Below are 20,761 nucleotides of genomic sequence, written 5' to 3' on the forward strand. Positions count from 1 at the left end.
GCCCAGGTCAGACCGCCATGACGGCGTCGCAGTCGGAGCAGACCACGGACGCGTGTTCCGTGGGGTACCACGACTCTTGGGGATGCTCCGACGGCTTCCAGCGCGCCCTTTCCATGGCGAAGGTGTCCTTGCCGCACAGGGTCCGCGGTCCGGTGTCGGCAGGCCTGCCGGGAGCGGTGGACGCCGCGTGCACCGCGCGGACGGCCCGCTGCGCACCGCCCGTGGCGCCCGTGGCCCCGGGCCTGTCGAGTTCGTACACGACGACGATCTCGGTCATGTCCCTACCGTAGGGGATCACGTGGCGGCGGTGCCAAGGACGCGGGGGCGGGGCCGTCGGGGCGGACGGTGATGGCGTACTCCGCCCCGGCTGGTCAACCGTCGTACTCGGCCGTGCCGACGCCCTGGCGGCACGGACTGTACGGGAGTGGGCACATCGGGTGACAGCCCGCCTCCGCGCGAGGGCCGGCCGGTGAGCGGCGTCCGGGAACCCGCCTCACGGCCACACCGGCTCCGAGATCTCCGCACGCAGCGGCTCGAGGATCTCGTTGGCCCGCTTGCGGCCCTCCTGTGAGCCGAGGTCCGCGATGCCCCGGTCCCCGAGCACCTCCAGCGGCGGGCCGTCGCCGTGCCCGAAGCGGTCGTGGAAGAGCACCATCGCGAGCTGGGACCGGTTGCGCCGGGACTCCCAGACCAGCCCCATGGCGTCCGGCGCCTGCGCCCGGATCTCGCTCGACCAGCGCCGCGCCTTCGCGTAGTTGCTCTCGTCCTCCAGCAGCGTGGAGTCCTGGCAGACGGCGGCCAGGTCCTTGCCGTCGACCAGGGAGACCAGGTTCAGCTCGTACCGGGTGCGCAGCGCGCTCAGCGACCGCCGCCAGATCGTGCGGAACGGGATCGTCCGCCTGCCGCGCGGCAGTTCGAAGGGCCGGGAGCGCAGCACGCTCTCCGCGAGGGCGGTGAGCGCGCTGTCCGCCAGATACAGGCTGTGGTAGGGATCCAGCACGGTGCCCTCGAAACGGCCCCCGTCGAAGTGGATGTCCGCGAGTTTCGGGTTGAACTGGTCCGGGGCGTACGTGGACTGGTGCACGCGCCACAGCTCCGTGCCGGCCGGGATCACTTGGCGGTTGGGGCGCAGTTCCAGGTCGATCATGGGGAAGAAGCCGCTCATCACTCTCCCTCCGCCAGTGCGCCGGCCGCGCCGACCAGCCGGTGGTCGGGCAGCCTGCCGAGCAGCGACGCCGGGGTACCGCCCAGCCAGGTGTTGACGCCGAGCCACCAGGCCGCGGCGCCCCAGGGGTCGATCTCGGCGAGCAGCAGCCGGTTGACCTCCAGTACGACCTCGTACGGGCTCCCGCCGCCCTCGGTGAACTGGAACTCCGGGTAGCGCTCACCCGCGTCGGGATCCCGGAGCCTGATCAGCTCGGGCGGCGGCGGACCGCCGCAGCGGGCCCGCGCCTCGTCCGCCGAGAGACCTGACGCCTGCCGCAGCTGCTCCAACTCCTCGTCCACGTACGCCGTTTCGTGTGCCGGCGGACCGATCCGGAGCCGCCGCAGCAGTTCCTGGGCCACAGGCACGGTCCCCGGTCCGGGTGGCGTCGCCGCGACCAGCCGAGGGGAGTCCAGCGCCGCGTACACCGGATGGTCGCGCGGCAGCGCCAGCAGCGCCAGGCGGACGCCCTGAAGGGCCCGGCGCACCGCCCGCTCCTCGTCCGGCGCCGTCCCGGCGAGCGCCTCGAGGCGGGTGAGCAGCAGCGCGTACTGCCCCTCGTCCAGGGCCTCGCGGATACCGTCCCCGTGTGCGCCGATCAGAGCGAGCAGCCACTCCGCCGCTCCCGCGCCGTCGCCGTTCACGCCGTGCTCCCTTCTGCCCTGACCTTTCCCTTCCTGGGATCATCGTCACTATGCCCGGACGCGTGGCCGAGGGCGCCACGATTGCTCAACTGCCCTGTTCGCGCCCGGAATCCACCCCGGACGCGCCCAGGTCGGCCCGCATCTCGCGCCGCATCCGCCGCAGCCGGTTCCACTGCGCGTCAATGCCCGCCCGTACGGCGTCCGGTGCGTCCCCCGTGCGCGCAGCGCCCTCGTCCAGCCGGCGAACCATGCCGTACACCACGCCCAGTTCACGGCTGAGGTCGCCCGCGAGCGCGAGCACCCGGTCCGGTACCCGCATCTGCGCCTCCGCGTACACGTCCCGGTACTGGTCGCGCGCCTCGGCCAGCCGCTGGCGCACCACCAGCGCCTCCGCGTCGCGGCCCAGGGCGTGCAACTGGTCGGTGAGCGCGGCCAGATACTGCCGGGCGGCGGTGTTGAGCGCGACGTAGCACGAGCGCAGCTCCTGGGTGTGCCTGCGCCGCTCCTTCGCCCGCCCGGCATGCTCCAGCTCACGCCGACGGCTGCGGTCGGCCGCACGCTGGGTCAGCAGCGCGGACAGCAACGTCCCTACGACCCCGACGACCGCGACCAGCACCGACCCGGTCGCACCCGCGATGTCCCCACCGTCCATGCCCCGCCCCTCCACCGCCTTGTCGCCCACCGTCCGGCCTGCCGCCACCCGGCTGCCGCCACCCGAACTACCGGCACCCGGCACCCGGCACCCGGCACCCGGCACCCGGCACCCGGCACCCGGCACCAAGCACCAAGCACCAAGCACCAAGCACCAAGCACCAAGCACCAAGCACCAGCGAAGCAGCGGTCGACGGGCCAGGGGAACACGGGCCCGGGCGACGCCCTGTCTTCGCCCGGGCGACGCCCAAGGGCGCGGGACGGCGGGCGTGTGGGCTCCGGAAACCCGGTGGAGTCCACGCACCCCCTGCGCCTATGGTCGCGGAATGAGTACCCGTACCTTCCGGATCACCGTCCGCGGCGTCTTCGACGGCCTCACCGGCACCCAGCGGGCCGCGCTGCTGGCCGACGCCGCCGAACACGACGTGCTGCTGGCCGCGTTCACCCCCGAGGGCACCCTCACCTACGACATCGCCGCCCGCCCCGCCTTCGTCTTCCGTTTCTCCGACACCGGCGAGGAAGAGGAGGACATCCTGGAGGCGACCGAGCGGGCCGAGGAGGCGGCGAAGGCCTGGCTGGCCGAGCGCGGCTACGGCTTCAAGAACCTCCGTTCCAGCGCCGAGGACCTCTCCCAGGCGCCGCTGGGCAAGCGCCAGCGACGCGCCGCCCGCTCCCACGGCGCATAAACTTGAGTACTCAAGGATGTGGCAATGAGTGACGCTCTCGACGCGGCCCTGCGGCTGGTGCGGGCGCAGACCGCGCTCGTACGGCGCTTCGACTCCCGGCTGAGCGGACTGCACGGGGTCAGCCTCGCCGACTTCACCCTGCTGCTGCGGCTGGGGCAGGCACCCGGCGGACGCATGCGCCGGGTCGACCTGGCCGAGACGCTGGGACTGACCGCCTCCGGAGTCACACGCGGGCTGGCTCCCCTGGAGCGGATCGGACTGGTGACCCGCGAGACCGACGCCAGGGACGCGCGCGTGGCGTATGCGTCGCTGACCGCGACCGGCCGGCGACGCCTGGCGGAGATGCTCGGCACGGCCGAGGAGACCGCCGCCGAGGTCTTCGCCTCCCCGGCGTGGAACGCCGGGGACATCGCCCTGCTGTCGGCCCTGCTGACCCGGCTCGGCGGCACCGGCCTCAACAGGCACTGATTCGCGCCGACCTGACGGATCATCCGGGCAGGATCCGGGCCGCCGTCCGCGTCCGGGCGGCGGCCGGCCCGCACGACGCCCCCACAGTGGCCCACTTCAGCCGGCCCTGGCCCGAACTCGCCGTGTCACACCTCACGTTCGCTTGTGGCCGGATGGTGAGGGAACGATGAGTGCGGCGTGACATGCTCGGTGCTCGTCACCGAGTTACCGGCCGGTTCTACCTATGAGTAGATAACTCGCCGGCACCTCTCTGCCACCCCCCACTCCACACAGGACCCGACCTTGCGCAGACGCATGAGGCACAGGCGTGCCCTGCTGCCCGCCTTCGCCGTGACCACCCTCTTCCTGGCCGCGGCCTGCTCCTCGCCCGCCCCGCACGCCGAGCCACCGGCGAGCGCCGGGCAGGAACAGCGGTTCACGGCCACCGAGTCACCCGCCGACGCCGCGGACCATTCACTCACCGTGGCCGCCGCTCCCGCCGCCGCCACGACCGCCGCGGCAGGCCCGCCCGGTTCCGGACAGCGGGCGCACCGCACCACGCTCGCCGTCCACTCCTACGACGGCCGCACCCGGCGTGCCGTCCTCACCGACCAGCCCACGCACCAGGGAAGTTCGCCCGCGTCCCCTTCTGTATCCCCACCTGTATCCCCTTCCGTATCCCCCGCCGCGCACCGGGCCGCCCCCGGCGAGGTGATCGCCAGCGCGCCCGCGCCGGGAGCGCCGCACGGGCTGCTCGCCAAGGTCACCAAGGTGCTCGGCGAGACGGACCGCGGCACGGAGGTCCAGACCGAACCGGCCACGCTCAACGCGCTGCTCGGCGCCGACACGGCGAAGGGTGCCGTGCCGGTCGACCCCTCCTCCTTCACCGTCGACAAACTGCTGCCCGATGTGAAGGTGTCCTGGTCGAAGGCCGGTGACGTGCACGCCGGCCCCAAGGGTGCGACCGTGCCGCTCGGCAGCCTCCGGCTCGACGTGGGCGCCGAGGTGCCGACGGCCAAGGGCGCCCCGGCCTCCGCCACGGCCTCGGTGCGCGGCTTCGTCCAGGTCGCCCCGCAGGTCGACTTCGCCTACGGCGGCAGCGGCCCCGACGCGCCACCCGGCTCGGCGTACCTCGGTGTGTCCGGCACCTGGACCTCGGGCTGGGCGGTCCGGGGCCGGGCCGCCCAGGCGACGGGCGCCCCGCTGCGCATCCCGTTCGCCAGACTGCACGCGGACCCCGTGCTCCAGGTCGGCCCCGTCCCCGTCGTCGTCAACCTCGATCTGACCGCCTACGTCCAGGTCAGCGGCGACGGTCACGTCTCCGTCGACGTGGAGCAGAACCTCAAGGGCGCCTTCAAGGCGGGCGGCGCCTTCGGCCCGGGCCGCAGCTGGACGCCGGTCAGCTCCTCGGACATGCACAGCACCCCCGTACACGCCTCCGTCACCGCCGACGGCAGCCTGCGCACGGCGCTGGGCGCCGAGGCCTCGGTCGGGCTGTACGGCACCGTCGGTGTCACCGCCGACCTGGCCCCGTACCTGCGCGGCGAGGCCTCCGGCACGCTCACCGGTTCCTTGGGCCGGGGCGGGACGAGGACCGGGGGCACCTGGGGCGTGTACGGCGGGGTCGACCTGTCCGGGACCCTGCGGCTCCAGCTGTCCGTCTTCGGCACACCGGTCGTGCAGCGGGACATCCCGCTGGGCGCGCTGCACCGCGAGTGGCGGCTGGCCGGCGGCCGGATCCCGTCGCTCTAGTCGCGCGGGCCCGAGGCACCCTCCTGCGCCGCCGGTATCCAGCCCTGGCGGCGCAGGACCGCCGAGACGTCCGGGGCCCGGTAGTACTCCCCCTTGAGGACCTTGCCGTCGGCGCGGCGGGCGACCTGGCCGTCCGGGCCCAGCTTGCTCATGTTGGCGCGGTGGATCTCGGCGATCACCTGATCGAGGTCGACGCCGTGCACCAGAGCCGTGCCGTACGCGACGTACACCACGTCCGCCAGTTCGTGCGCGAGCTTGTCCAGCGGGCCGTGGACCGCGACCTCGGCGACCTCCGCGGCCTCCTCGGCGAGCAGTTGCCCGCGGTGCTCGGCCAGTTCGGGGTCCACCTCCGTCGGCGTACTGCGGGCGTCCAGGCCGAAGGCACGGTGGAACTCTCGGACGAGGTCTGCGGGCGAAGTGCTCATGCGACGACTCTAACGACCACCACTGACAGTGCCCGTGGTCCGCGTCGTGCCGCCCCGAGTGACCCCGGCCCTGGTCAGCGCCGTGCCCGGGCTGGCAGGATCGCCGCATGTCGAAGGTGTTCCCCCGGATCAGCGGGCGCCGCGCGCTGCCTGCCGCGGCCGCCGCAGCAGTGACGCTCGGACTGCTGCTGTGGTGGCTGCTGCCGCTCGGCGAGAAGCCGCCGAGCGGGACGATCGTCTTCAGCACGGGCACGTCCTCGGGGGTCTACCAGGAGTACGGCGAGCGGCTGCGCACCGAGCTGCGCAAGGACATGCCCGGGCTGAAGGTGCAACTGCTGGGCAGCGCCGGTTCGCAGGAGAACGTCCAGCGGGTGGCGACCGGCAAGGCCGACTTCACCATCGCGGCGGCCGACGCGGTGGAGACGTACGAGCTGGGCCACGGCAGCGGTGCCGGGCGGCTGCGCGGGGTGGCCCGGCTCTACGACGACTACGTGCATCTCATCGTGCGCAGCGGCTCGGACATCCGGAGCCTCGCGGACCTGCGGCACAAGCGGGTGGCGACCGGTCTGCCCGACTCCGGGGTGCGGCTGATCGCCGACCGGGTGCTCAAGGCCGCCGGCATCGACCCGCGCAAGGACATCACCCCCGTCGGCGACGGCATCGACACCGGGCCCGAGCGGCTGCAACAGAACAAGATCGACGCCTTCTTCTGGTCGGGCGGGCTGCCCACCAAGGGGCTGCTCCCGCTGGCGAGGAAGTCCGCCTTCAAGTTCGTGCCGATCGACGGCGACCTCGTCACCAAGCTGCACGACCAGGGCCAGCAGGCCCGTTATTACCGGGCCACGAACATCCCCGAATCGGCGTACCCGGCCGTGCAGCAGGGCAACGAGGTCCCCACCATCGCCGTCTCCAACATCCTGGTGACCCGCACGGACGTGGACCCGCGCCTGACCGAGTGGGTGACCCGCACCGTCATCAAGAGCCGCGACGGCATCGGTGCCCATGTCCACTCCGCCCAGCTGGTGGACCTGCGCACCGCGATCTACACCGACCCCCTGCCGCTGCAGGAGGGCGCGCGCCGCTACTACCGCTCGATGAAGCCCTGAAGGGGCGGGCGGGAGTCCCGTACGCGGTGCCGTACGGGACTCCCCCCTCCCCGGCTCCTTCAGCGGTCGCCGTGCCGTGGCACCGTCACCGTCACCCGCAGTCCGCCCGGCTCGTGGTGGCCGTAGGCGATCGAGCCGCCGCCCGCCGCGAGCAGCACGCGCGTGATGGACAGGCCGAGGCCCGAGCCCTTGATGTTCTGGTGGCGGCCGCTGCGCCAGAAACGGTCGCCCACGCGCGCGAGTTCCTCGTCGGTGAGGCCGGGCCCGGTGTCGGTGACGACTACCGTGGAGGTGTCACCGTCGGCGGTGACGGTGACCTCCACCGTGCCGCCCTCGGGGGTGAACTTCACGGCGTTGTCGATCACCGCGTCCAGGGCGCTGGACAGGGTGATCGGGTCCGCCCAGCCGGTCGTGGGCGGGCAGTCACCGGTCAGCCGGACGCCCTTGGCGTCGGCCGCCGGTGACCAGGCGGCCAGCCGCTCCCCGGCCAGCGCGCCGATGTCGGTCAGGCACAGGTCCGCCTCGGCGTGCTCGGCCAGCGCCAGGTCGAGCAGGTCGTCCAGGACCTGCGCGAGGCGCTTGCCCTCGGTGCGGACCGAGGCGATCTCCTCATTGCCCTCCGGCAGTTCGAGGGCGAGCAGTTCGATGCGCAGCAGCAGCGCCGAGAGCGGGTTGCGCAACTGGTGCGAGGCGTCGGCGACGAAGGCACGCTGCTGCTCCAGCACGTCCTCGACGTTGTCCGCCATCTCGTTGAACGAGCGGGCCAGCCGTCTGAGTTCCGGCGGCCCGCCGGCCGCCGCGACCCGGGACTTCAGCCGTCCGGTGGCGATGTCGTGGGTGGTGGCGTCCAGCACGCGCACCGGCTTGAGGACCCAGCCGGTCAGCCGCAGCGCCGCGCCGACGGCCAGCAGCATCGCCGCGCTCTCGCCGGCCCCGATGAGCAGCCAGCCGCGCAGGGTGCGTGAGCGCATCTGCCCGGTGGGCGAGACGGTGACCACGACCGCCACGACGTCCCCGTCCCGGATCACCGGCGAGGCGACGACCAGTCGGCTGTGCTGCCAGGGCCACACCTGCCGGGGGTCGTGGCTGCGCCGGCTGAGCAGCGCCTCCTCGAAGGCGTCCCGGACTTCCCCCTTCGGCGGTACGAACCAGTCGCCGGGCGCGTTGGCCATCGCCGAGCCGTTGCGGTAGAAGACGCCGGCGCTGATGCCGTAGACGCCGTAGTAGCTGTCGAGTTCGCTGCGCAGGGCTTCCAGGCGCTCGTCCGTGCTGGTGCGGCGGGAGCCGCTGGGGCCGTCGGTGACGAACTGGGCGAGCGCGGCGAAGCGTGCCGTGTCGTCGATCCGGTCGACGACGACCTTCTGCTGCTGGGCGGCGGCCACGCTGATCGCGAGCGGCAGGCCGAGCGCAAGGAGGACGGCCGCCATCAGGACGATGAGCAGCGGCAGCAGGCGTGCGCGCACCCGGCCCCGCTAGGCGGCCGGGGCGACGAGCCGGTAGCCGACGCCGCGTACGGTCTCGATCAGCGCGGGCATGCGCAGCTTGGCCCGCAGGGAGGCGACGTGCACCTCCAGGGTGCGGCCGGTGCCCTCCCAACTGGTGCGCCAGACCTCGCTGATGATCTGCTCCCGGCGGAAGACGACACCGGGGCGCTGTGCGAGCAGGGCGAGCAGGTCGAACTCCTTGCGGGTCAGTTGGATGACCGAACCCTGCACCGTGACCTGCCGGGTGGGCAGTTCGATGCGGACCGGGCCGAGCAGCAGGGAGTCGTCGCCGCCGGGCCCCACGTCCTCGTGCGCGGTGCGCCGGCTGACGGCGTGGATACGGGCGAGGAGTTCCCCGGTGTCGTAGGGCTTCACCACGTAGTCGTCGGCGCCCAGGTTGAGCCCGTGGATGCGGGAGCGGACGTCGGAGCGCGCGGTGACCATGATCACCGGGGTGCTGGTGCGTTTGCGGATCTTGCCGCAGACCTCGTAGCCGTCCTGGTCGGGCAGGCCCAGGTCGAGCAGGACGACACCGAAACCGTCGCTCTCGGGGACGAGCGCCTGCAGGGCCTCCTCGCCGCTGCGCGCGTGCGTGACCTCGAAGCCGTGCCGGGCGAGGACGGCGGACAGGGCCGCGGCGACGTGGTTGTCGTCCTCGACGAGCAGCAGTCTCATCCCGGCCCCCTCCGGTTCAGCGGTCGTACGGTGTCAGTTCTCATGCGTCTTGTAGCTGCACGCGCGCGTGCACCATGGAAGTGACGCCGATGGACAAGGACGGCGTCAAGAGGGTTCTGGTTGCCCGCCGCTTCCGTTATCCGGCCGATACGCGCGCGGGCGCGAAGTGCTACGACACGTGTCCGATTGCTATCGGATCGTGATGCTCAGATCTCCCTCAGATGTGATGACGCAGGTCACAGCCGCTCATTACTGTCCTCCGAAACCGAGGAGGACGGAGCCCGAGAGCGATGACCAATGTATCGGTGACCAAGGAAGACGCGGTCACGTCCGACGAACTGGTCGTCCTGAAGAGCGTCAACAAGCACTTCGGCGCGTTGCACGTGCTCCAGGACATCGACCTGACGATCGCCCGCGGCGAGGTCGTCGTGGTCATCGGGCCCTCCGGGTCCGGAAAGTCGACCCTGTGCCGCACCATCAACCGTCTCGAGACGATCGACGCGGGCGACATCACGATCGACGGCAGGCCCCTGCCCCACGAGGGCAAGGAGCTGGCCCGGCTGCGGGCCGACGTCGGAATGGTCTTCCAGTCCTTCAACCTCTTCGCGCACAAGACCGTGCTCGAGAACGTGATGCTGGGCCAGCTCAAGGTCCGCAAGGCGGAGAAGAAGCAGGCCGAGGAGAAGGCCCGGGCCCTGCTCGACCGGGTCGGGGTGGGCACCCAGGCCGACAAGTACCCCGCCCAGTTGTCCGGCGGCCAGCAGCAGCGCGTCGCGATCGCGCGGGCGCTGGCGATGGACCCGAAGGTCATGCTCTTCGACGAGCCGACCTCCGCCCTCGACCCCGAGATGATCAACGAGGTCCTCGAGGTCATGCAGCAGCTCGCCCGTGAGGGCATGACGATGATCGTCGTCACGCACGAGATGGGGTTCGCACGTTCGGCGGCGAACCGGGTGGTCTTCATGGCCGACGGCCGGATCGTCGAAGAGGCCGCGCCCGAGCAGTTCTTCAGCAACCCGCGCAGCGACCGGGCCAAGGACTTCCTGTCCAAGATCCTGCACCACTGACGGCAGCGCCCCCACCGCACCACGGGTCGCCTTTTCCAACGGACCTCGTTCCGCACCATTTCCGAAGGATGTTCAGCATGAAGCTCCGCAAGGTCACCGCCGTCTCGGCCGTCGTCCTGGCCCTCACCGTGTCCGCCACCGCGTGCAGCAGCAAGAAGAACGACAGCGGTTCCTCCGGCGGTGGCAAGACGATCGCCATCGGCATCAAGTACGACCAGCCGGGCCTCGGCCAGAAGACCCCGCAGGGCTACGCGGGCTTCGACGTGGACGTCGCCACCTATGTCGCCAAGAAGCTCGGTTACAGCTCCGACCAGATCGAGTGGAAGGAGTCGAAGAGCGCCGACCGCGAGACCATGCTGCAGCGCGGTGACGTCGACTTCATCGCCGCCACCTACTCGATCACCCCGAAGCGTCAGGCGAAGGTCGACTTCGCCGGCCCGTACCTGCTGGCCCACCAGGACGTGCTGGTGCGCGCGGACGACAGCTCCATCAAGTCGCCCGCCGACCTCAACAACAAGAAGCTGTGTTCGGTGACCGGCTCGACGTCGGCGCAGAACGTGCACGACAAGCTGGCCCCCAAGGCGCAGCTCCAGCAGTACCCGACCTACTCCGCGTGCCTGACCGGTCTGCAGAGCAAGGCGATCGACGCTCTGACCACGGACGACTCGATCCTCGCCGGTTACGCCGCCCAGGCCCAGTTCAAGGGCAAGTTCAAGCTCGGCGGCTTCAAGATGACGAACGAGAACTACGGCATCGGCGTCAAGAAGGGCAGCCCCCTCAAGGACAAGATCAACAAGGCTCTCGAGGAGATGGTCGCCGACGGTTCCTGGGAGGCGGCCGTGAAGAAGAACTTCGGCCCGGCCGACTACAAGAACGAGCCCGCCCCGAAGATCGGCGACATCAAGAGCTGAGGCAGGGCCCGGCCGGTGCGCCGCCCGCGACGGCGGCGGCGCACCGGGGGCATCCCTACACGCGGAAGCGCGGGAGATCGTGTTCGACTTTCTTGACAAGTACGACGTGCTGGGCGCCTTCTGGACGACAGTGCAGCTCACGCTGCTGTCGGCCGTGGGCTCCCTGGTCTGGGGCACTCTGCTGGCCGCCATGCGGGTGGGCCCGGTGCCGCTGATGCGCGGCTTCGGCACCGCCTACGTGAACATCGTGCGGAACATCCCGCTCACGGTGATCATCCTCTTCGCCTCGCTCGGCCTGAGCAACACGCTGGGCGTCACCCTGGGCTCGGACAAGGTCGACACGACCAACTTCCGGCTGGCCGTGCTGGGTCTGATCGTCTACACGTCGGCCTTCGTGTGCGAGGCGATCCGCGCCGGCATCAACACGGTGCCGGTCGGCCAGGCGGAGGCGGCCCGGGCCATCGGCCTGAGCTTCACCCAGGTGCTGGGTCTGGTCGTCCTTCCGCAGGCCTTCCGCGCGGCCGTCGGCCCGCTGGCCAACGTGCTGATCGCGTTGACGAAGAACACGACGGTGGCGGCCGCGATCGGCGTGGCGGAAGCGGCTCTCCTGATGAAGCAGATGGTGGAGAACGAGGCACAGCTGCTGGCGATCTCCGCGGTCATCGCCTTCGGGTTCTGCTGCCTGACGCTGCCGACCGGTCTGATCCTCGGCTGGGTGGGCAAGAAGGTGGCGGTGAAGCGATGAGTTCGGTCCTGTACGACGCCCAGGGGCCGCGCGCCAAGCGGCGCAACATCCTCTACACGGCGGTCTTCCTGGTCGCCCTCGCGGCCCTCGCATGGTGGGTGTACACCTCCCTCGACGACAAGGGCCAGCTGCAGTGGGCGCTGTGGAAGCCGTTCTTCAGCGGCACCGAGGCCTACTCCACGTACATCTGGCCCGGTCTGCAGAACACGTTGAAGGCCGCCGCGCTGGCCATGGTCATCGCGCTGCCGCTGGGCGCCTTCTTCGGCATCGCCAGGCTCTCGGACCATGCATGGGTGCGGATACCCGCGGCCGTCGTGGTCGAGTTCTTCCGCGCGATCCCGGTGCTGGTCCTGATGATCTTCGGAATGGCGCTGTACAGCCAGTACACCAACGTGAGTTCCGATGACCGTCCGCTGTACGCGGTCGTCACCGGTCTGGTGCTGTACAACGCGTCGGTGCTCGCGGAGATCGTCCGCGCGGGCATCCTGGCCCTGCCGAAGGGGCAGTCCGAGGCGGCCATGGCGATCGGCCTGCGCAAGGGGCAGCTGATGCGGCTCATCCTGCTGCCGCAGGCGGTCACCACGATGCTCCCCGCGATCGTCAGCCAGCTCGTCGTGATCGTGAAGGACACCGCGCTCGGCGGCGCGGTCCTCACCTTCCCCGAACTCCTGTCGTCGGCCAACACGATGAGCGGCTACTACGGCGCCAACGTCATCGCGTCCTTCACGGTGGTGGCCGTGATCTTCGTGGTCATCAACTTCTCGCTGACCTCGTTCGCGAGCTGGCTGGAGCGACGGCTGCGGCGCGGCAAGAAGTCGACCGGCGCGGTGCTCGGGGCGCAGGACGTGGCGGACGTCGCGGGAACGGCGGCGACCGGCGCCGAGCGCTGACACTCGCTCAAACCCGAATGCATCACCCGGAGGCAGTGGCGTGATCGCCACTGCCTCCGGTCGCTTGACGCAAACACTGCCAATGGGTTGCATACGTTCTGTGATCGTGCACCCGGCTCCACCTTCTTGTTCACCGTCGTCCGCCGAGGCACCGCTGCGGACAGGGGGCGGCACGCCGTGGACCCGGTGATCGTCGTCGGCGCGGGGCCCGTCGGACTCACGCTCGCCCTGGCCCTGGCCCGCCAGGAGGTGCCGTCCGTCGTCCTGGACGAGGGCCCCGGCAAGGACGAACCCCGCCCGGCGCGCACCGTCGTGCTGCGCGAGGACACGGCCGCCCTGCTGGAGCGGCTGACCGGGATGGCACTCGGTGAGCACGGGGTGCGCTGGGCCGGATGGCGGTCCCTGCGGCGCAAGCAGGTGATGAACGAGATCACCTTCGACGAGGCCGACCCCGCCGCCCCGCTGCACATCGCCCAGCACGTCCTCACCGCCGCCCTGCGCGCGGCCGTCGCCGGCGAGCCACTGGTGCGACTGGCCGCGGACAGCCGCCTGGACGCGCTCGAGCAGGAGCGTTCCGGCATCACCGCGCACACCCGAGGCCCCAAGGGCACCTGGTGGCGCGGCAGCTACCTGGTCGGCTGCGACGGCCCCCGCTCGACCGTGCGCAAACTCCAGGACATCCGCTTCCCGGGGCGTACGGCCGTGGAGCGGCACGCGGTCGCCGCACTGCGGGCGGAACTTCCGTGGGAGGGCCGGGCGTTGCTCCATCGGATGCCGCCGTGGCGGCAGTCCGGGCCCTCGGCCGGGGAGGTGACCGCCCGCCCCCTCCCGGACGGCGCGTGGCGCCTGGACTGGCTGCTGCCCCCGGGCAAGGACCTGGTCACGCCCGAGATCCTGGTGGCCCGGATCCGAGAGACCCTCGCGGGCTGGACGGACGGCTCCACACCGGCGTACGACCTGCTCGACACCGGTGTCCACACGGTGCACCACCGGCTCGCCCGCCGCTGGCGCGCCGGCCGGGTCTTCCTCGCCGGGGACGCGGCCCATCTGCTCGGCGCGCTCGGCACCCAGGGGCTCGACGAGGGCCTGCGGGACGCCGACAACCTGGCCTGGAAGCTGGCCCCGGCCTGGCACCACGGTCACCACGAGGCACTGCTGGACAGCTACCAGACCGAGCGCCGGGCGGTGCTCGCCGCCCGGCTGCGCGCCGCCGACCAGTTGCTGCCGGTGCTGCGCGGCGCCGGCGGGCTGCGCCAGATGCTGCCGGGCACGGCGCGCGGCCACGACGCGCTGCTCACGGACGGTCATCTGGGGCGCGGCCCGCTCGGCGCGCCGGGAGCGTACGCCGACTCGCCGCTCGCGCCCCGGCAGCTCGAGGGCGAGATCCCGGTCGGCACCGCGCCGGGTTCACCGGTCACCGACGTGCGGGTCACCGCGGAGGACGGCTCCTTCGTCCGGCTGCGCGACCGGTTCGGCCGCGGTGCCCTGCTGGTCGTCCTGATCGCGCCGGGCACGGGCGTGTGGGACCGCAAGCACTGGATGTCCGCCGGGGTGATGCCCCGGCTCGCGGCGGCCGTGACCGCGCTGCCGCACCCCGCCGAGCTGCTGGTCGCGGAGGACTACCCGGGTGCGCCGGCGCACAGCGTGCTGCTCGTGCGCCCCGATGGCCACCTGGTCACGGCGTTGAGCGGGGTCCGCCCGGCCGACCTGTACACGGCGGCGGAAGCGGCGGTGGGGGGCGCGGCGAAGGAGGAGGCCGAGGCCGCCTCCAGCGCGCGCTGACCCGCGCTCCGATCACCCTCTGTCCACATGGTGACGGTGAGTTGACCGCAGTGCACGCACATGCTGTACTCCCGACCATGACCGACACCTGCGTCCGCTTGTGGCGGAGGGTCCACATGGACCTCGTCCGCTACGCGGGCTGCGTGTGTCGCTCGTCCTGCTGAATTCGCCATCTCCTTGCCTTTTCCGGGCGCCGTCGCGCGCCCGTTTCCGCGAACTTCCCAGGACGGTGCACGTGTCTGTCTCCCCTGCTTCCGTGTCCCCTGCCATCGGCTCGGCGCCCACCGAGGCGGATCTTCTCGGCTTCGCCCGGCGTACGGCCGCCGACGCCGAGCTGATCGCCTCCCTTCCGCTCGACCCGGAGGGCCGCACCTGGGTGCGGCTGGACGGCCCGGGCGGCAGTGAGGCCTGGCTCATCGGCTGGCCGCCCGGCTCCGGCACCGGCTGGCACGACCACGCCGAGTCGGTCGGCGCCTTCGTCGCAGCCGCGGGCGTACTCAAGGAGAAGTCGCTCGCCGCCCGGCTCCCGACCGACGGCTGGCAGACCCTGGAACTCACCGAGGGTGTCGACCGTGAACGCCGCCTCGCGGCCGGCGAGGGCCGGGCCTTCGGCCGCCACCACGTCCACGAGGTCCTCAACGAGTCCCGCACCGAGCACGCGATCTCCGTGCACGCCTACTACCCTCCGCTGCCGCGCATCCGGCGCTACAGCCGCACGGGTCAGGTGCTCCGCCTCGAGCAGGTCGAGCGCCCGGAGGACTGGCAGTGAGCGCCGGCCCGAAGGACGGGCCCGCGCAGGTCTCGACGGAGGCGATCGGCATCGACGCGTTGCTGGAGCGGGTGCGCGCGGGCTACCGGCGCATCGAGGCACAGGAGGCGCACGATGCGGCGCAGTCGGGCGAGGCGCTGCTGGTCGACATCCGGTACGCGGCACTGCGCGAGCGGGACGGAGTGATCCCGGGCGCCCTCGTCATCGAGCGCAACGAACTGGAATGGCGCCTCGATCCCCAGGGCAGCCACCGCGTCCCCGAAGCCACCGGCCATGACCTGCGCGTCGTGGTGCTCTGTAACGAGGGCTACGCCTCCAGCCTCGCCGCCGCCTCCCTCCACCAACTGGGCCTGCACCGGGCGACGGACCTGGTGGGCGGCTTCCAGGCATGGCGAGCGGCGGGCCTACCGGTGGAGCCGGCGGGGTCCTGAGCGGGACGGGGCGTGTGGCCCGGCGTCTTCAGCGGCGGCTGACCTCCCTACAGGCTCGGCGAGTTGAGAGAGATCCGGCGCCCGCCCCGACTCCGGGACCGAAGACTCAGAAGTCCCCTTCCGCGAGGAACTCCGTGTCCTCGCCCTCGTCCTCCAGCGCCTGACGCACCACGCGGAGGGCCAGGCCCTCGGGGTAGCCCTTACGGGCGAGCATGCCGGCGAGGCGGCGCAGCCGCTTGTCGCGGTCGAGGCCGCGGGTGGCGCGCAGTTTTCGGGCGACCAGCTCGCGGGCCGTGGCCTCCTCCTGCTCGGAGTCGAGCTGGGAGACCGCCTCGTCGATCAGCCTCGAGTCGACCCCCTTGGTGCGCAGCTCCTGGGCGAGGGCCCGGCGGGCGAGTCCCCGGCCATGGTGCCGGGACTCCACCCAGGCGTCCGCGAACGCGCCGTCGTCGATCAGCCCGACCTCCTCGAATCGCGACAGCACCTCCTCGGTCACGTCCTCGGGAATCTCGCGCTTGCGCAGGGCGTCGGCGAGCTGCTTGCGGGTGCGCGGGGTCCCGGTGATCAGGCGCAGGCAGATCGCCCGTGCCCGCTCAGCCGGGTCCCCTGAAGACTCCCCCCGCTCGGCCCTCGACGAGGAAGGGGTGCCTTCGTCCTGCCCGGGCGCGTCTCCGAAGCCGCGCCGCCGCCGGCCCCGGCCCCGGCCGCCCCGCGGGTCGCCGCCGCTGCCGGAACCACGGCGCGGTGAGCCGCCCCCGTACGGCTCGTCGCCCGGGCCGCCCGGGTGGGCGCCGCCCTCGTACGCGGTTCCGCGGTGGTCGTCGCGCCCGTCGTGACCCTCGTAACCGTCGGCCGTGAATCCGTCGTCACCGTCCGGGGCGGAGTGCGGGTGGGCCCCGGCGCCCCTCCCCCGTGGGGCGCCGGGGGTGGCGTGCTCGTACTCGGCCCAGTCGGTTCGTCGCGTCACGGGTCAGCTCTTGGCTGCGGCGGCCTTGGGCTTGGCGGCCTTGGCGGCTGCCGGGGCGGGCGCCGTCTTGGCGTCGTCGCCGGCCGCGGTGGTGACCGCCGCGTCCGCGCCGGGCTCGGCGGCGGGCTCCTCCGGCCGGACACCCACGCCCAGCTTCTCCTTGATCTTCTTCTCGATCTCGTTGGCCAGGTCGGGGTTGTCCTTGAGGAAGTTGCGCGCGTTCTCCTTGCCCTGGCCGAGCTGGTCGCCCTCGTACGTGTACCAGGCGCCGGCCTTGCGGACGAAGCCGTGCTCCACGCCCATGTCGATCAGACCGCCCTCGCGGCTGATGCCCTGGCCGTAGAGGATGTCGAACTCGGCCTGCTTGAAGGGCGGCGCGACCTTGTTCTTGACGACCTTGCAGCGGGTGCGGTTGCCGACCGCCTCGGTGCCGTCCTTCAGGGTCTCGATGCGGCGGATGTCGATACGCACCGAGGCGTAGAACTTCAGCGCCCGGCCACCGGTCGTGGTCTCCGGGGAGCCGAACATCACGCCGATCTTCTCGCGGAGCTGGTTGATGAAGATCGCGGTGGTCTTGGACTGGTTGAGCGCGCTGGTGATCTTCCGCAGCGCCTGGCTCATCAGCCGGGCCTGGAGACCCACGTGGCTGTCGCCCATCTCGCCCTCGATCTCCGCGCGCGGGACGAGCGCGGCGACGGAGTCGATGACGATGAGGTCGAGGGCGCCGGAGCGGACCAGCATGTCCACGATCTCCAGGGCCTGCTCGCCGTTGTCGGGCTGGGAGAGGATCAGGTTGTCGATGTCGACGCCGAGCTTCTTCGCGTACTCGGGGTCGAGGGCGTGCTCCGCGTCCACGAACGCGACCTGGCCGCCGGCCTTCTGGGCGTTGGCCACGGCGTGCAGGGTCAGGGTCGTCTTACCGGAGGACTCCGGTCCGTAGATCTCCACGACACGGCCGCGCGGCAGGCCACCGACGCCGAGGGCGACGTCGAGCGCGGTCGAGCCGGTCGAGATGACCTCGATGGGCTCCTTCGACCGCTCGCCCATGCGCATGACCGCGCCCTTGCCGAATTGCCGTTCAATCTGTGCGAGCGCGGCGTCGAGCGCCTTCTCGCGGTCGGTTCCTGCCATGGGTTCCACCCGGTTTGCTTGAGTCGATCGCTTCACGTCAAAGACGCTAACGCCTGCCACTGACAATGCGCCCCGACGCAGGCCTGGCCTGTGGATAACTCGGGGACATCTTCCAGCAAAACGGGACGAAATCCACCACCTGAGCCTCGCCTGAGCTTCCATAAGAATGGATGTTCGATTTTCGTGTCAAGCGCCACCCGTGGTGCCACCCGGACCGCACCACGGCGCCCGGCCGGCCGGGAGGTGCGGCACCGGACAGGCCCCTCCCGGGAGGGCGCGGAGCTGACCCGGCTGACCTCTGCCGCCCGGCCGCCGGACGCGGCTACTCCCGGTGGCGTACGACGGGTGCCTTCGGCCGGACGACGACCGTGCGGGCCGCTCCCGCGAGCCTTGGCCCATGAACACTGCGCGCCCCGTCGAACGCCTCTGTCATGCGACGGGGCTGCTTCTCGTCCTGTCCGGTCTCGTGCATCTCGGGGTGTTCGCGGTGGACGGCGGCCCCTGGTACGGCCCGGTCTCCTGGCGCAAGCCGTTCACGTTCGGGCTCTCCTTCGGGCTGACGCTGATCGCGATCACCTGGGTCACGTCGTACGTGCGCGTCGGGGACCGGCTGCGTTCGGTCCTGCTGCTCGTCTTCGCCGCCGACTGCGTGGTGGAGGTCGGCGGGATCACTCTCCAGGCCTGGCGCCGGGTGCCCTCGCACCTGAACATGGAGACGCCCTTCGACACGGCGGTGTCCATGACGCTGGCGGTGGGCGGCGGTGTCCTGGTGGTCGTGCTCACGGTCTTCGCCGTCGCGTCCTTCCGGCACCGGCCGACGGGCCCGGCCGGCATGCCGCTCGCGGTCCGCTCCGGGTTCGCCGTCCTGCTGGTGGGACTGGCCTCGGGCGCGGCGATGATCGCGCGCGGGGTCGTGCTGACCCGGACCGGCCACCAGGAGGCCGCCTACCACTCGACGGCGCCGCTCAAGCCCCTGCACGGCGTGAGCCTGCACGCCGTGCTCGTCCTGCCGCTGCTGGCCCGGCTGCTGTCCCGCTCGCCCTGGAGCGACCGGACGCGCCGGCGGATCGTGGCCACTGCGGTCGGCTGCTACGCGGCGGCCGTCGCCGGGGCGGGCGTGTGGGCGGTGCTGGCGTACTGACAGGGCCCTGAGGCGCCCGGTACGGACAAGGCCCTGAGGCGCCGGGCCCGCAGGGGACCGACGTACCGGGACGCCCGTAACGACGCCTCCTCGGCCTCGGGCTCGCCGACCCGCGGCCGGCGTATGCGCGCGAGCACCCCGGGGCCGCCCTGACCCCGTTCGCGGTGCCCGTGCACCCGGGGATCGTCTGTGACGGCGCACCGCTTCACGTACGCACCCAGGAAGGCCTGGAGGGTGGCCACCGCCGGGATGGCGATCAGCGCGCCTACGGCACCGAGCAGCGCGGTGCCCGCGATCACCGAGCCGAAGATCAGTGCCGTACCGCAGCCACCTTCACGGACAATTGGCGCATATCGGACAACAAGCCGCGGAGTATTCGGCGGCCCACGCGTCAGCGGCGCTCACCCGGCACGTCCATGACCGTGCAGACCACGCGCCACACGTCCTTCGCCGCCCAGCCGGCGTCCAACGCCTCGTTCACCGTGCGTCCGCCCAGCTCCGCCATGACGTGATCGCGCGCGAAGGTGTCGGCGTACCCCGGACCGAAGTGTTCCGCCATCCGCTGCCAGAAGACCGTCAACCGCATGACTCCAGTATCCCGCCCCTGGGGGTGGGCCCCGGCCGGGACGGCTTGCCGAGACCGCTTTCCGTCCTACGGTCTGACGCATGGCCGACACCGGAGCTTCCCCGCTCCCCTCCACGTCCCAGGCGCGCTCCCCGCTCTTCCGCGCCGAACAGTTCGTGTGGCTCACCGCGCGCGTACTGGAGCAGCGCCTGTTCGCCTACCACTTCCTGCACGGCACTCCGGACGCGGTGGAAGCGGCGCTGGACGCCTACCGCAACGAGGACGGCGGGTACGGGCACGCCCTGGAGCCCGATCTGCGCGGACCCGTGAGCCAGCCCCTGCACACCGCGCACGCGCTGCGGGTCCTCGACGCCATCGGGCGCTGCGGCGGACAGCGGGTGGAGCGCGTGTGCCGCTACCTCACCTCGGTCTCCACGGCCGACGGCGCCCTGCCGGCGGTCCATCCCGGCCAGCGCGGCTATCCGGTGGCCCCGTTCGTGCCGGTGCTCGACGATCCGCCCAGCGAACTGCTCGCCACCGGACCGGTGGTCGGGCTGCTGCACCGCAATGAGGTGTGGCACGCCTGGCTGTTCCGGGCCACGGACTTCTGCTGGCAGGCCGTGGAGTCCCTGGACAAGTCCCACCCCTACGAGGTGGAGGCCGCCGTGGCCTTCCTGGACTCCGTTCCCGACCGCCCCCGCGCGCAGGCCGCCGCCGACCGGCTGGGCCGCATGGTGCGCGAGCAGCGGCTCGCGGCGCTGGACCCGGACCGGCTCGCCGCCTACCCGGTCACGCCCGGCTACGGCCCGGCCGAACACCACTTCCCGCACGACTTCGCCAAACACCCGGATTCGCTCGCGCGCGCGTGGTTCACGGACGACGAGATGGCCCGCTCCCTGGACCACCTGGCGGCCGGGCAACAGGACGACGGCGGCTGGCCGATCCGCTGGCGCCCATGGTCCCCCGCCCCCGCCCTGGAAGCCCGCGCCATGGTGACGATCGCGGCCCTGCGCACCCTGAGATCGTACGGCCGCTTCGTGGGCTGAGCCGAGGACGCAGAGCGAGCCGGGGCCGCGGGCTGAACCGGGGGCCGCGGCCCGAGCCCCTGGCGCGGTGAGGCGCTGGGTGCCGGACCGCGGGGAGATACCGGCTGATCGTCCCGCTGCACGACCCGGGCAGGCCGCGTCCGTCGGCAACTCCGGCGACTGCTCTGCTGAGCCCACCGCGTCCGCCGGCCGCACCGGCCGCCCGCTTCCCACCGCTCGCACCCGATCGCGGGCCCGCGGCC

General features: G+C 72.0%; 24 protein-coding genes and 1 pseudogene. 14 read left to right on the top strand and 11 right to left on the bottom strand.

Going from position 1 to position 20,761, the window contains the following annotated elements; all coding sequences use genetic code 11:
* Positions 1 to 7: 7 nt before the first annotated feature.
* The 4 genes from A6P39_RS13115 to A6P39_RS13130 form a co-directional block, all read right to left on the bottom strand.
* Entirely contained in the window at positions 8 to 277 is a 270-nt protein-coding gene (locus A6P39_RS13115; protein ID WP_067054892.1) for a hypothetical protein, read from the bottom strand.
* A 216-nt stretch (positions 278 to 493) separates the two neighbouring features.
* Positions 494 to 1,165, bottom strand: coding sequence for an RES family NAD+ phosphorylase (locus tag A6P39_RS13120; RefSeq protein ID WP_067054895.1), 672 nt, complete (start codon positions 1,163 to 1,165; stop codon positions 494 to 496).
* Complete coding sequence (locus A6P39_RS13125) at positions 1,165 to 1,848, bottom strand: hypothetical protein (RefSeq protein ID WP_067054898.1); 684 nt, start codon at positions 1,846 to 1,848, stop codon at positions 1,165 to 1,167. The genes A6P39_RS13120 and A6P39_RS13125 overlap by 1 nt, the downstream gene beginning before the upstream one ends.
* A gap of 85 nt (positions 1,849 to 1,933) precedes the next feature.
* The gene (locus tag A6P39_RS13130) at positions 1,934 to 2,500 is read right to left on the bottom strand and encodes a hypothetical protein (protein WP_234379227.1); all 567 of its coding nucleotides are present in this window, start codon (positions 2,498 to 2,500) and stop codon (positions 1,934 to 1,936) included.
* Positions 2,501 to 2,825: 325 nt separating this feature from the next.
* Here A6P39_RS13130 and A6P39_RS13135 point away from each other — a divergent pair, with 325 nt between their 5' ends.
* The 3 genes from A6P39_RS13135 to A6P39_RS13145 all read left to right on the top strand — a co-directional run bounded on the left by A6P39_RS13135 (position 2,826) and on the right by A6P39_RS13145 (position 5,384).
* On the top strand, positions 2,826 to 3,185 hold the full coding sequence (locus tag A6P39_RS13135) for a DUF6204 family protein (protein WP_067054901.1): 360 nt from the start codon (positions 2,826 to 2,828) through the stop codon (positions 3,183 to 3,185).
* A gap of 24 nt (positions 3,186 to 3,209) precedes the next feature.
* On the top strand, positions 3,210 to 3,653 hold the full coding sequence (locus A6P39_RS13140; RefSeq protein ID WP_067054904.1) for a MarR family winged helix-turn-helix transcriptional regulator: 444 nt from the start codon (positions 3,210 to 3,212) through the stop codon (positions 3,651 to 3,653).
* Between the two features lie 294 nt (positions 3,654 to 3,947).
* Entirely contained in the window at positions 3,948 to 5,384 is a 1,437-nt protein-coding gene (locus A6P39_RS13145) for a hypothetical protein (protein WP_067054907.1), read from the top strand.
* Here A6P39_RS13145 and A6P39_RS13150 read toward each other — a convergent pair.
* Complete coding sequence (locus tag A6P39_RS13150) at positions 5,381 to 5,809, bottom strand: MazG nucleotide pyrophosphohydrolase domain-containing protein (protein ID WP_067054910.1); 429 nt, start codon at positions 5,807 to 5,809, stop codon at positions 5,381 to 5,383. The genes A6P39_RS13145 and A6P39_RS13150 overlap by 4 nt on opposite strands.
* A 107-nt stretch (positions 5,810 to 5,916) precedes the next feature.
* On the opposite strand from A6P39_RS13150, the gene A6P39_RS13155 reads away from it, so the two are divergent.
* On the top strand, positions 5,917 to 6,915 hold the full coding sequence (locus A6P39_RS13155) for a TAXI family TRAP transporter solute-binding subunit (protein WP_067054913.1): 999 nt from the start codon (positions 5,917 to 5,919) through the stop codon (positions 6,913 to 6,915).
* A 59-nt stretch (positions 6,916 to 6,974) separates the two neighbouring features.
* Here A6P39_RS13155 and A6P39_RS13160 read toward each other — a convergent pair whose 3' ends face one another.
* Complete coding sequence (locus A6P39_RS13160) at positions 6,975 to 8,378, bottom strand: HAMP domain-containing sensor histidine kinase (protein ID WP_275883853.1); 1,404 nt, start codon at positions 8,376 to 8,378, stop codon at positions 6,975 to 6,977.
* Positions 8,379 to 8,387: 9 nt separating this feature from the next.
* Entirely contained in the window at positions 8,388 to 9,074 is a 687-nt protein-coding gene (locus tag A6P39_RS13165) for a response regulator transcription factor (protein WP_067053286.1), read from the bottom strand.
* Positions 9,075 to 9,364: 290 nt separating this feature from the next.
* Here A6P39_RS13165 and A6P39_RS13170 point away from each other — a divergent pair, with 290 nt between their 5' ends.
* The 8 genes from A6P39_RS13170 to A6P39_RS13205 all read left to right on the top strand — a co-directional run bounded on the left by A6P39_RS13170 (position 9,365) and on the right by A6P39_RS13205 (position 15,669).
* Positions 9,365 to 10,141: an amino acid ABC transporter ATP-binding protein gene (locus tag A6P39_RS13170; RefSeq protein WP_067053283.1), complete on the top strand. Its 777-nt coding sequence runs from the start codon at positions 9,365 to 9,367 to the stop codon at positions 10,139 to 10,141.
* A gap of 77 nt (positions 10,142 to 10,218) precedes the next feature.
* A complete protein-coding gene (locus A6P39_RS13175) occupies positions 10,219 to 11,052 on the top strand; it encodes a glutamate ABC transporter substrate-binding protein (RefSeq protein WP_067053279.1) in 834 nt (277 codons plus the stop codon).
* Positions 11,053 to 11,131: 79 nt separating this feature from the next.
* Complete coding sequence (locus tag A6P39_RS13180) at positions 11,132 to 11,797, top strand: amino acid ABC transporter permease (RefSeq protein WP_067053276.1); 666 nt, start codon at positions 11,132 to 11,134, stop codon at positions 11,795 to 11,797.
* Entirely contained in the window at positions 11,794 to 12,687 is an 894-nt protein-coding gene (locus tag A6P39_RS13185) for an amino acid ABC transporter permease (protein WP_067053273.1), read from the top strand. Before A6P39_RS13180 ends, A6P39_RS13185 begins: the two co-directional genes overlap by 4 nt.
* A 177-nt stretch (positions 12,688 to 12,864) precedes the next feature.
* A complete protein-coding gene (locus A6P39_RS13190) occupies positions 12,865 to 14,469 on the top strand; it encodes an FAD-dependent monooxygenase (protein ID WP_067053270.1) in 1,605 nt (534 codons plus the stop codon).
* 116 nt (positions 14,470 to 14,585) lie between these two features.
* Positions 14,586 to 14,633, top strand: coding sequence for a hypothetical protein (locus A6P39_RS13195; RefSeq protein ID WP_331454204.1), 48 nt, complete (start codon positions 14,586 to 14,588; stop codon positions 14,631 to 14,633).
* A gap of 71 nt (positions 14,634 to 14,704) precedes the next feature.
* Positions 14,705 to 15,238 carry a cysteine dioxygenase gene (locus A6P39_RS13200; RefSeq protein WP_067053267.1) on the top strand — a complete coding sequence of 178 codons (534 nt, stop codon included), beginning with the start codon at positions 14,705 to 14,707 and terminating at the stop codon, positions 15,236 to 15,238.
* Positions 15,235 to 15,669, top strand: a complete 435-nt coding sequence (locus tag A6P39_RS13205) for a rhodanese-like domain-containing protein (RefSeq protein WP_079133708.1) — start codon at positions 15,235 to 15,237, stop codon at positions 15,667 to 15,669. The genes A6P39_RS13200 and A6P39_RS13205 overlap by 4 nt, the downstream gene beginning before the upstream one ends.
* A gap of 106 nt (positions 15,670 to 15,775) precedes the next feature.
* Here A6P39_RS13205 and recX read toward each other — a convergent pair whose 3' ends face one another.
* Positions 15,776 to 16,636: a recombination regulator RecX gene (recX, locus tag A6P39_RS13210; RefSeq protein ID WP_067053262.1), complete on the bottom strand. Its 861-nt coding sequence runs from the start codon at positions 16,634 to 16,636 to the stop codon at positions 15,776 to 15,778.
* 3 nt (positions 16,637 to 16,639) lie between these two features.
* Entirely contained in the window at positions 16,640 to 17,767 is a 1,128-nt protein-coding gene (gene recA / locus A6P39_RS13215; protein ID WP_067053259.1) for a recombinase RecA, read from the bottom strand.
* Between the two features lie 397 nt (positions 17,768 to 18,164).
* Between recA and A6P39_RS13220 the strand changes: the two genes are divergently transcribed.
* On the top strand, positions 18,165 to 18,908 hold the full coding sequence (locus A6P39_RS13220; RefSeq protein ID WP_067053256.1) for a hypothetical protein: 744 nt from the start codon (positions 18,165 to 18,167) through the stop codon (positions 18,906 to 18,908).
* Here A6P39_RS13220 and A6P39_RS13225 read toward each other — a convergent pair.
* Together A6P39_RS13225 and A6P39_RS13230 are read right to left on the bottom strand one after the other, a co-directional pair.
* A pseudogene (locus A6P39_RS13225) lies at positions 18,857 to 19,225 on the bottom strand (hypothetical protein); the annotation flags it as partial. The gene A6P39_RS13220 and the pseudogene A6P39_RS13225 sit on opposite strands and share 52 nt — an antisense overlap.
* A gap of 74 nt (positions 19,226 to 19,299) precedes the next feature.
* Positions 19,300 to 19,494 carry a DUF3046 domain-containing protein gene (locus A6P39_RS13230; protein WP_067053249.1) on the bottom strand — a complete coding sequence of 65 codons (195 nt, stop codon included), beginning with the start codon at positions 19,492 to 19,494 and terminating at the stop codon, positions 19,300 to 19,302.
* Between the two features lie 80 nt (positions 19,495 to 19,574).
* Here A6P39_RS13230 and A6P39_RS13235 point away from each other — a divergent pair, with 80 nt between their 5' ends.
* On the top strand, positions 19,575 to 20,519 hold the full coding sequence (locus tag A6P39_RS13235) for a hypothetical protein (RefSeq protein ID WP_199840967.1): 945 nt from the start codon (positions 19,575 to 19,577) through the stop codon (positions 20,517 to 20,519).
* The last annotated feature ends 242 nt before the right edge of the window (positions 20,520 to 20,761 follow it).

This window comes from Streptomyces sp. FXJ1.172, from assembly GCF_001636945.3.
Classification (GTDB): Bacteria; Actinomycetota; Actinomycetes; order Streptomycetales; family Streptomycetaceae; genus Streptomyces.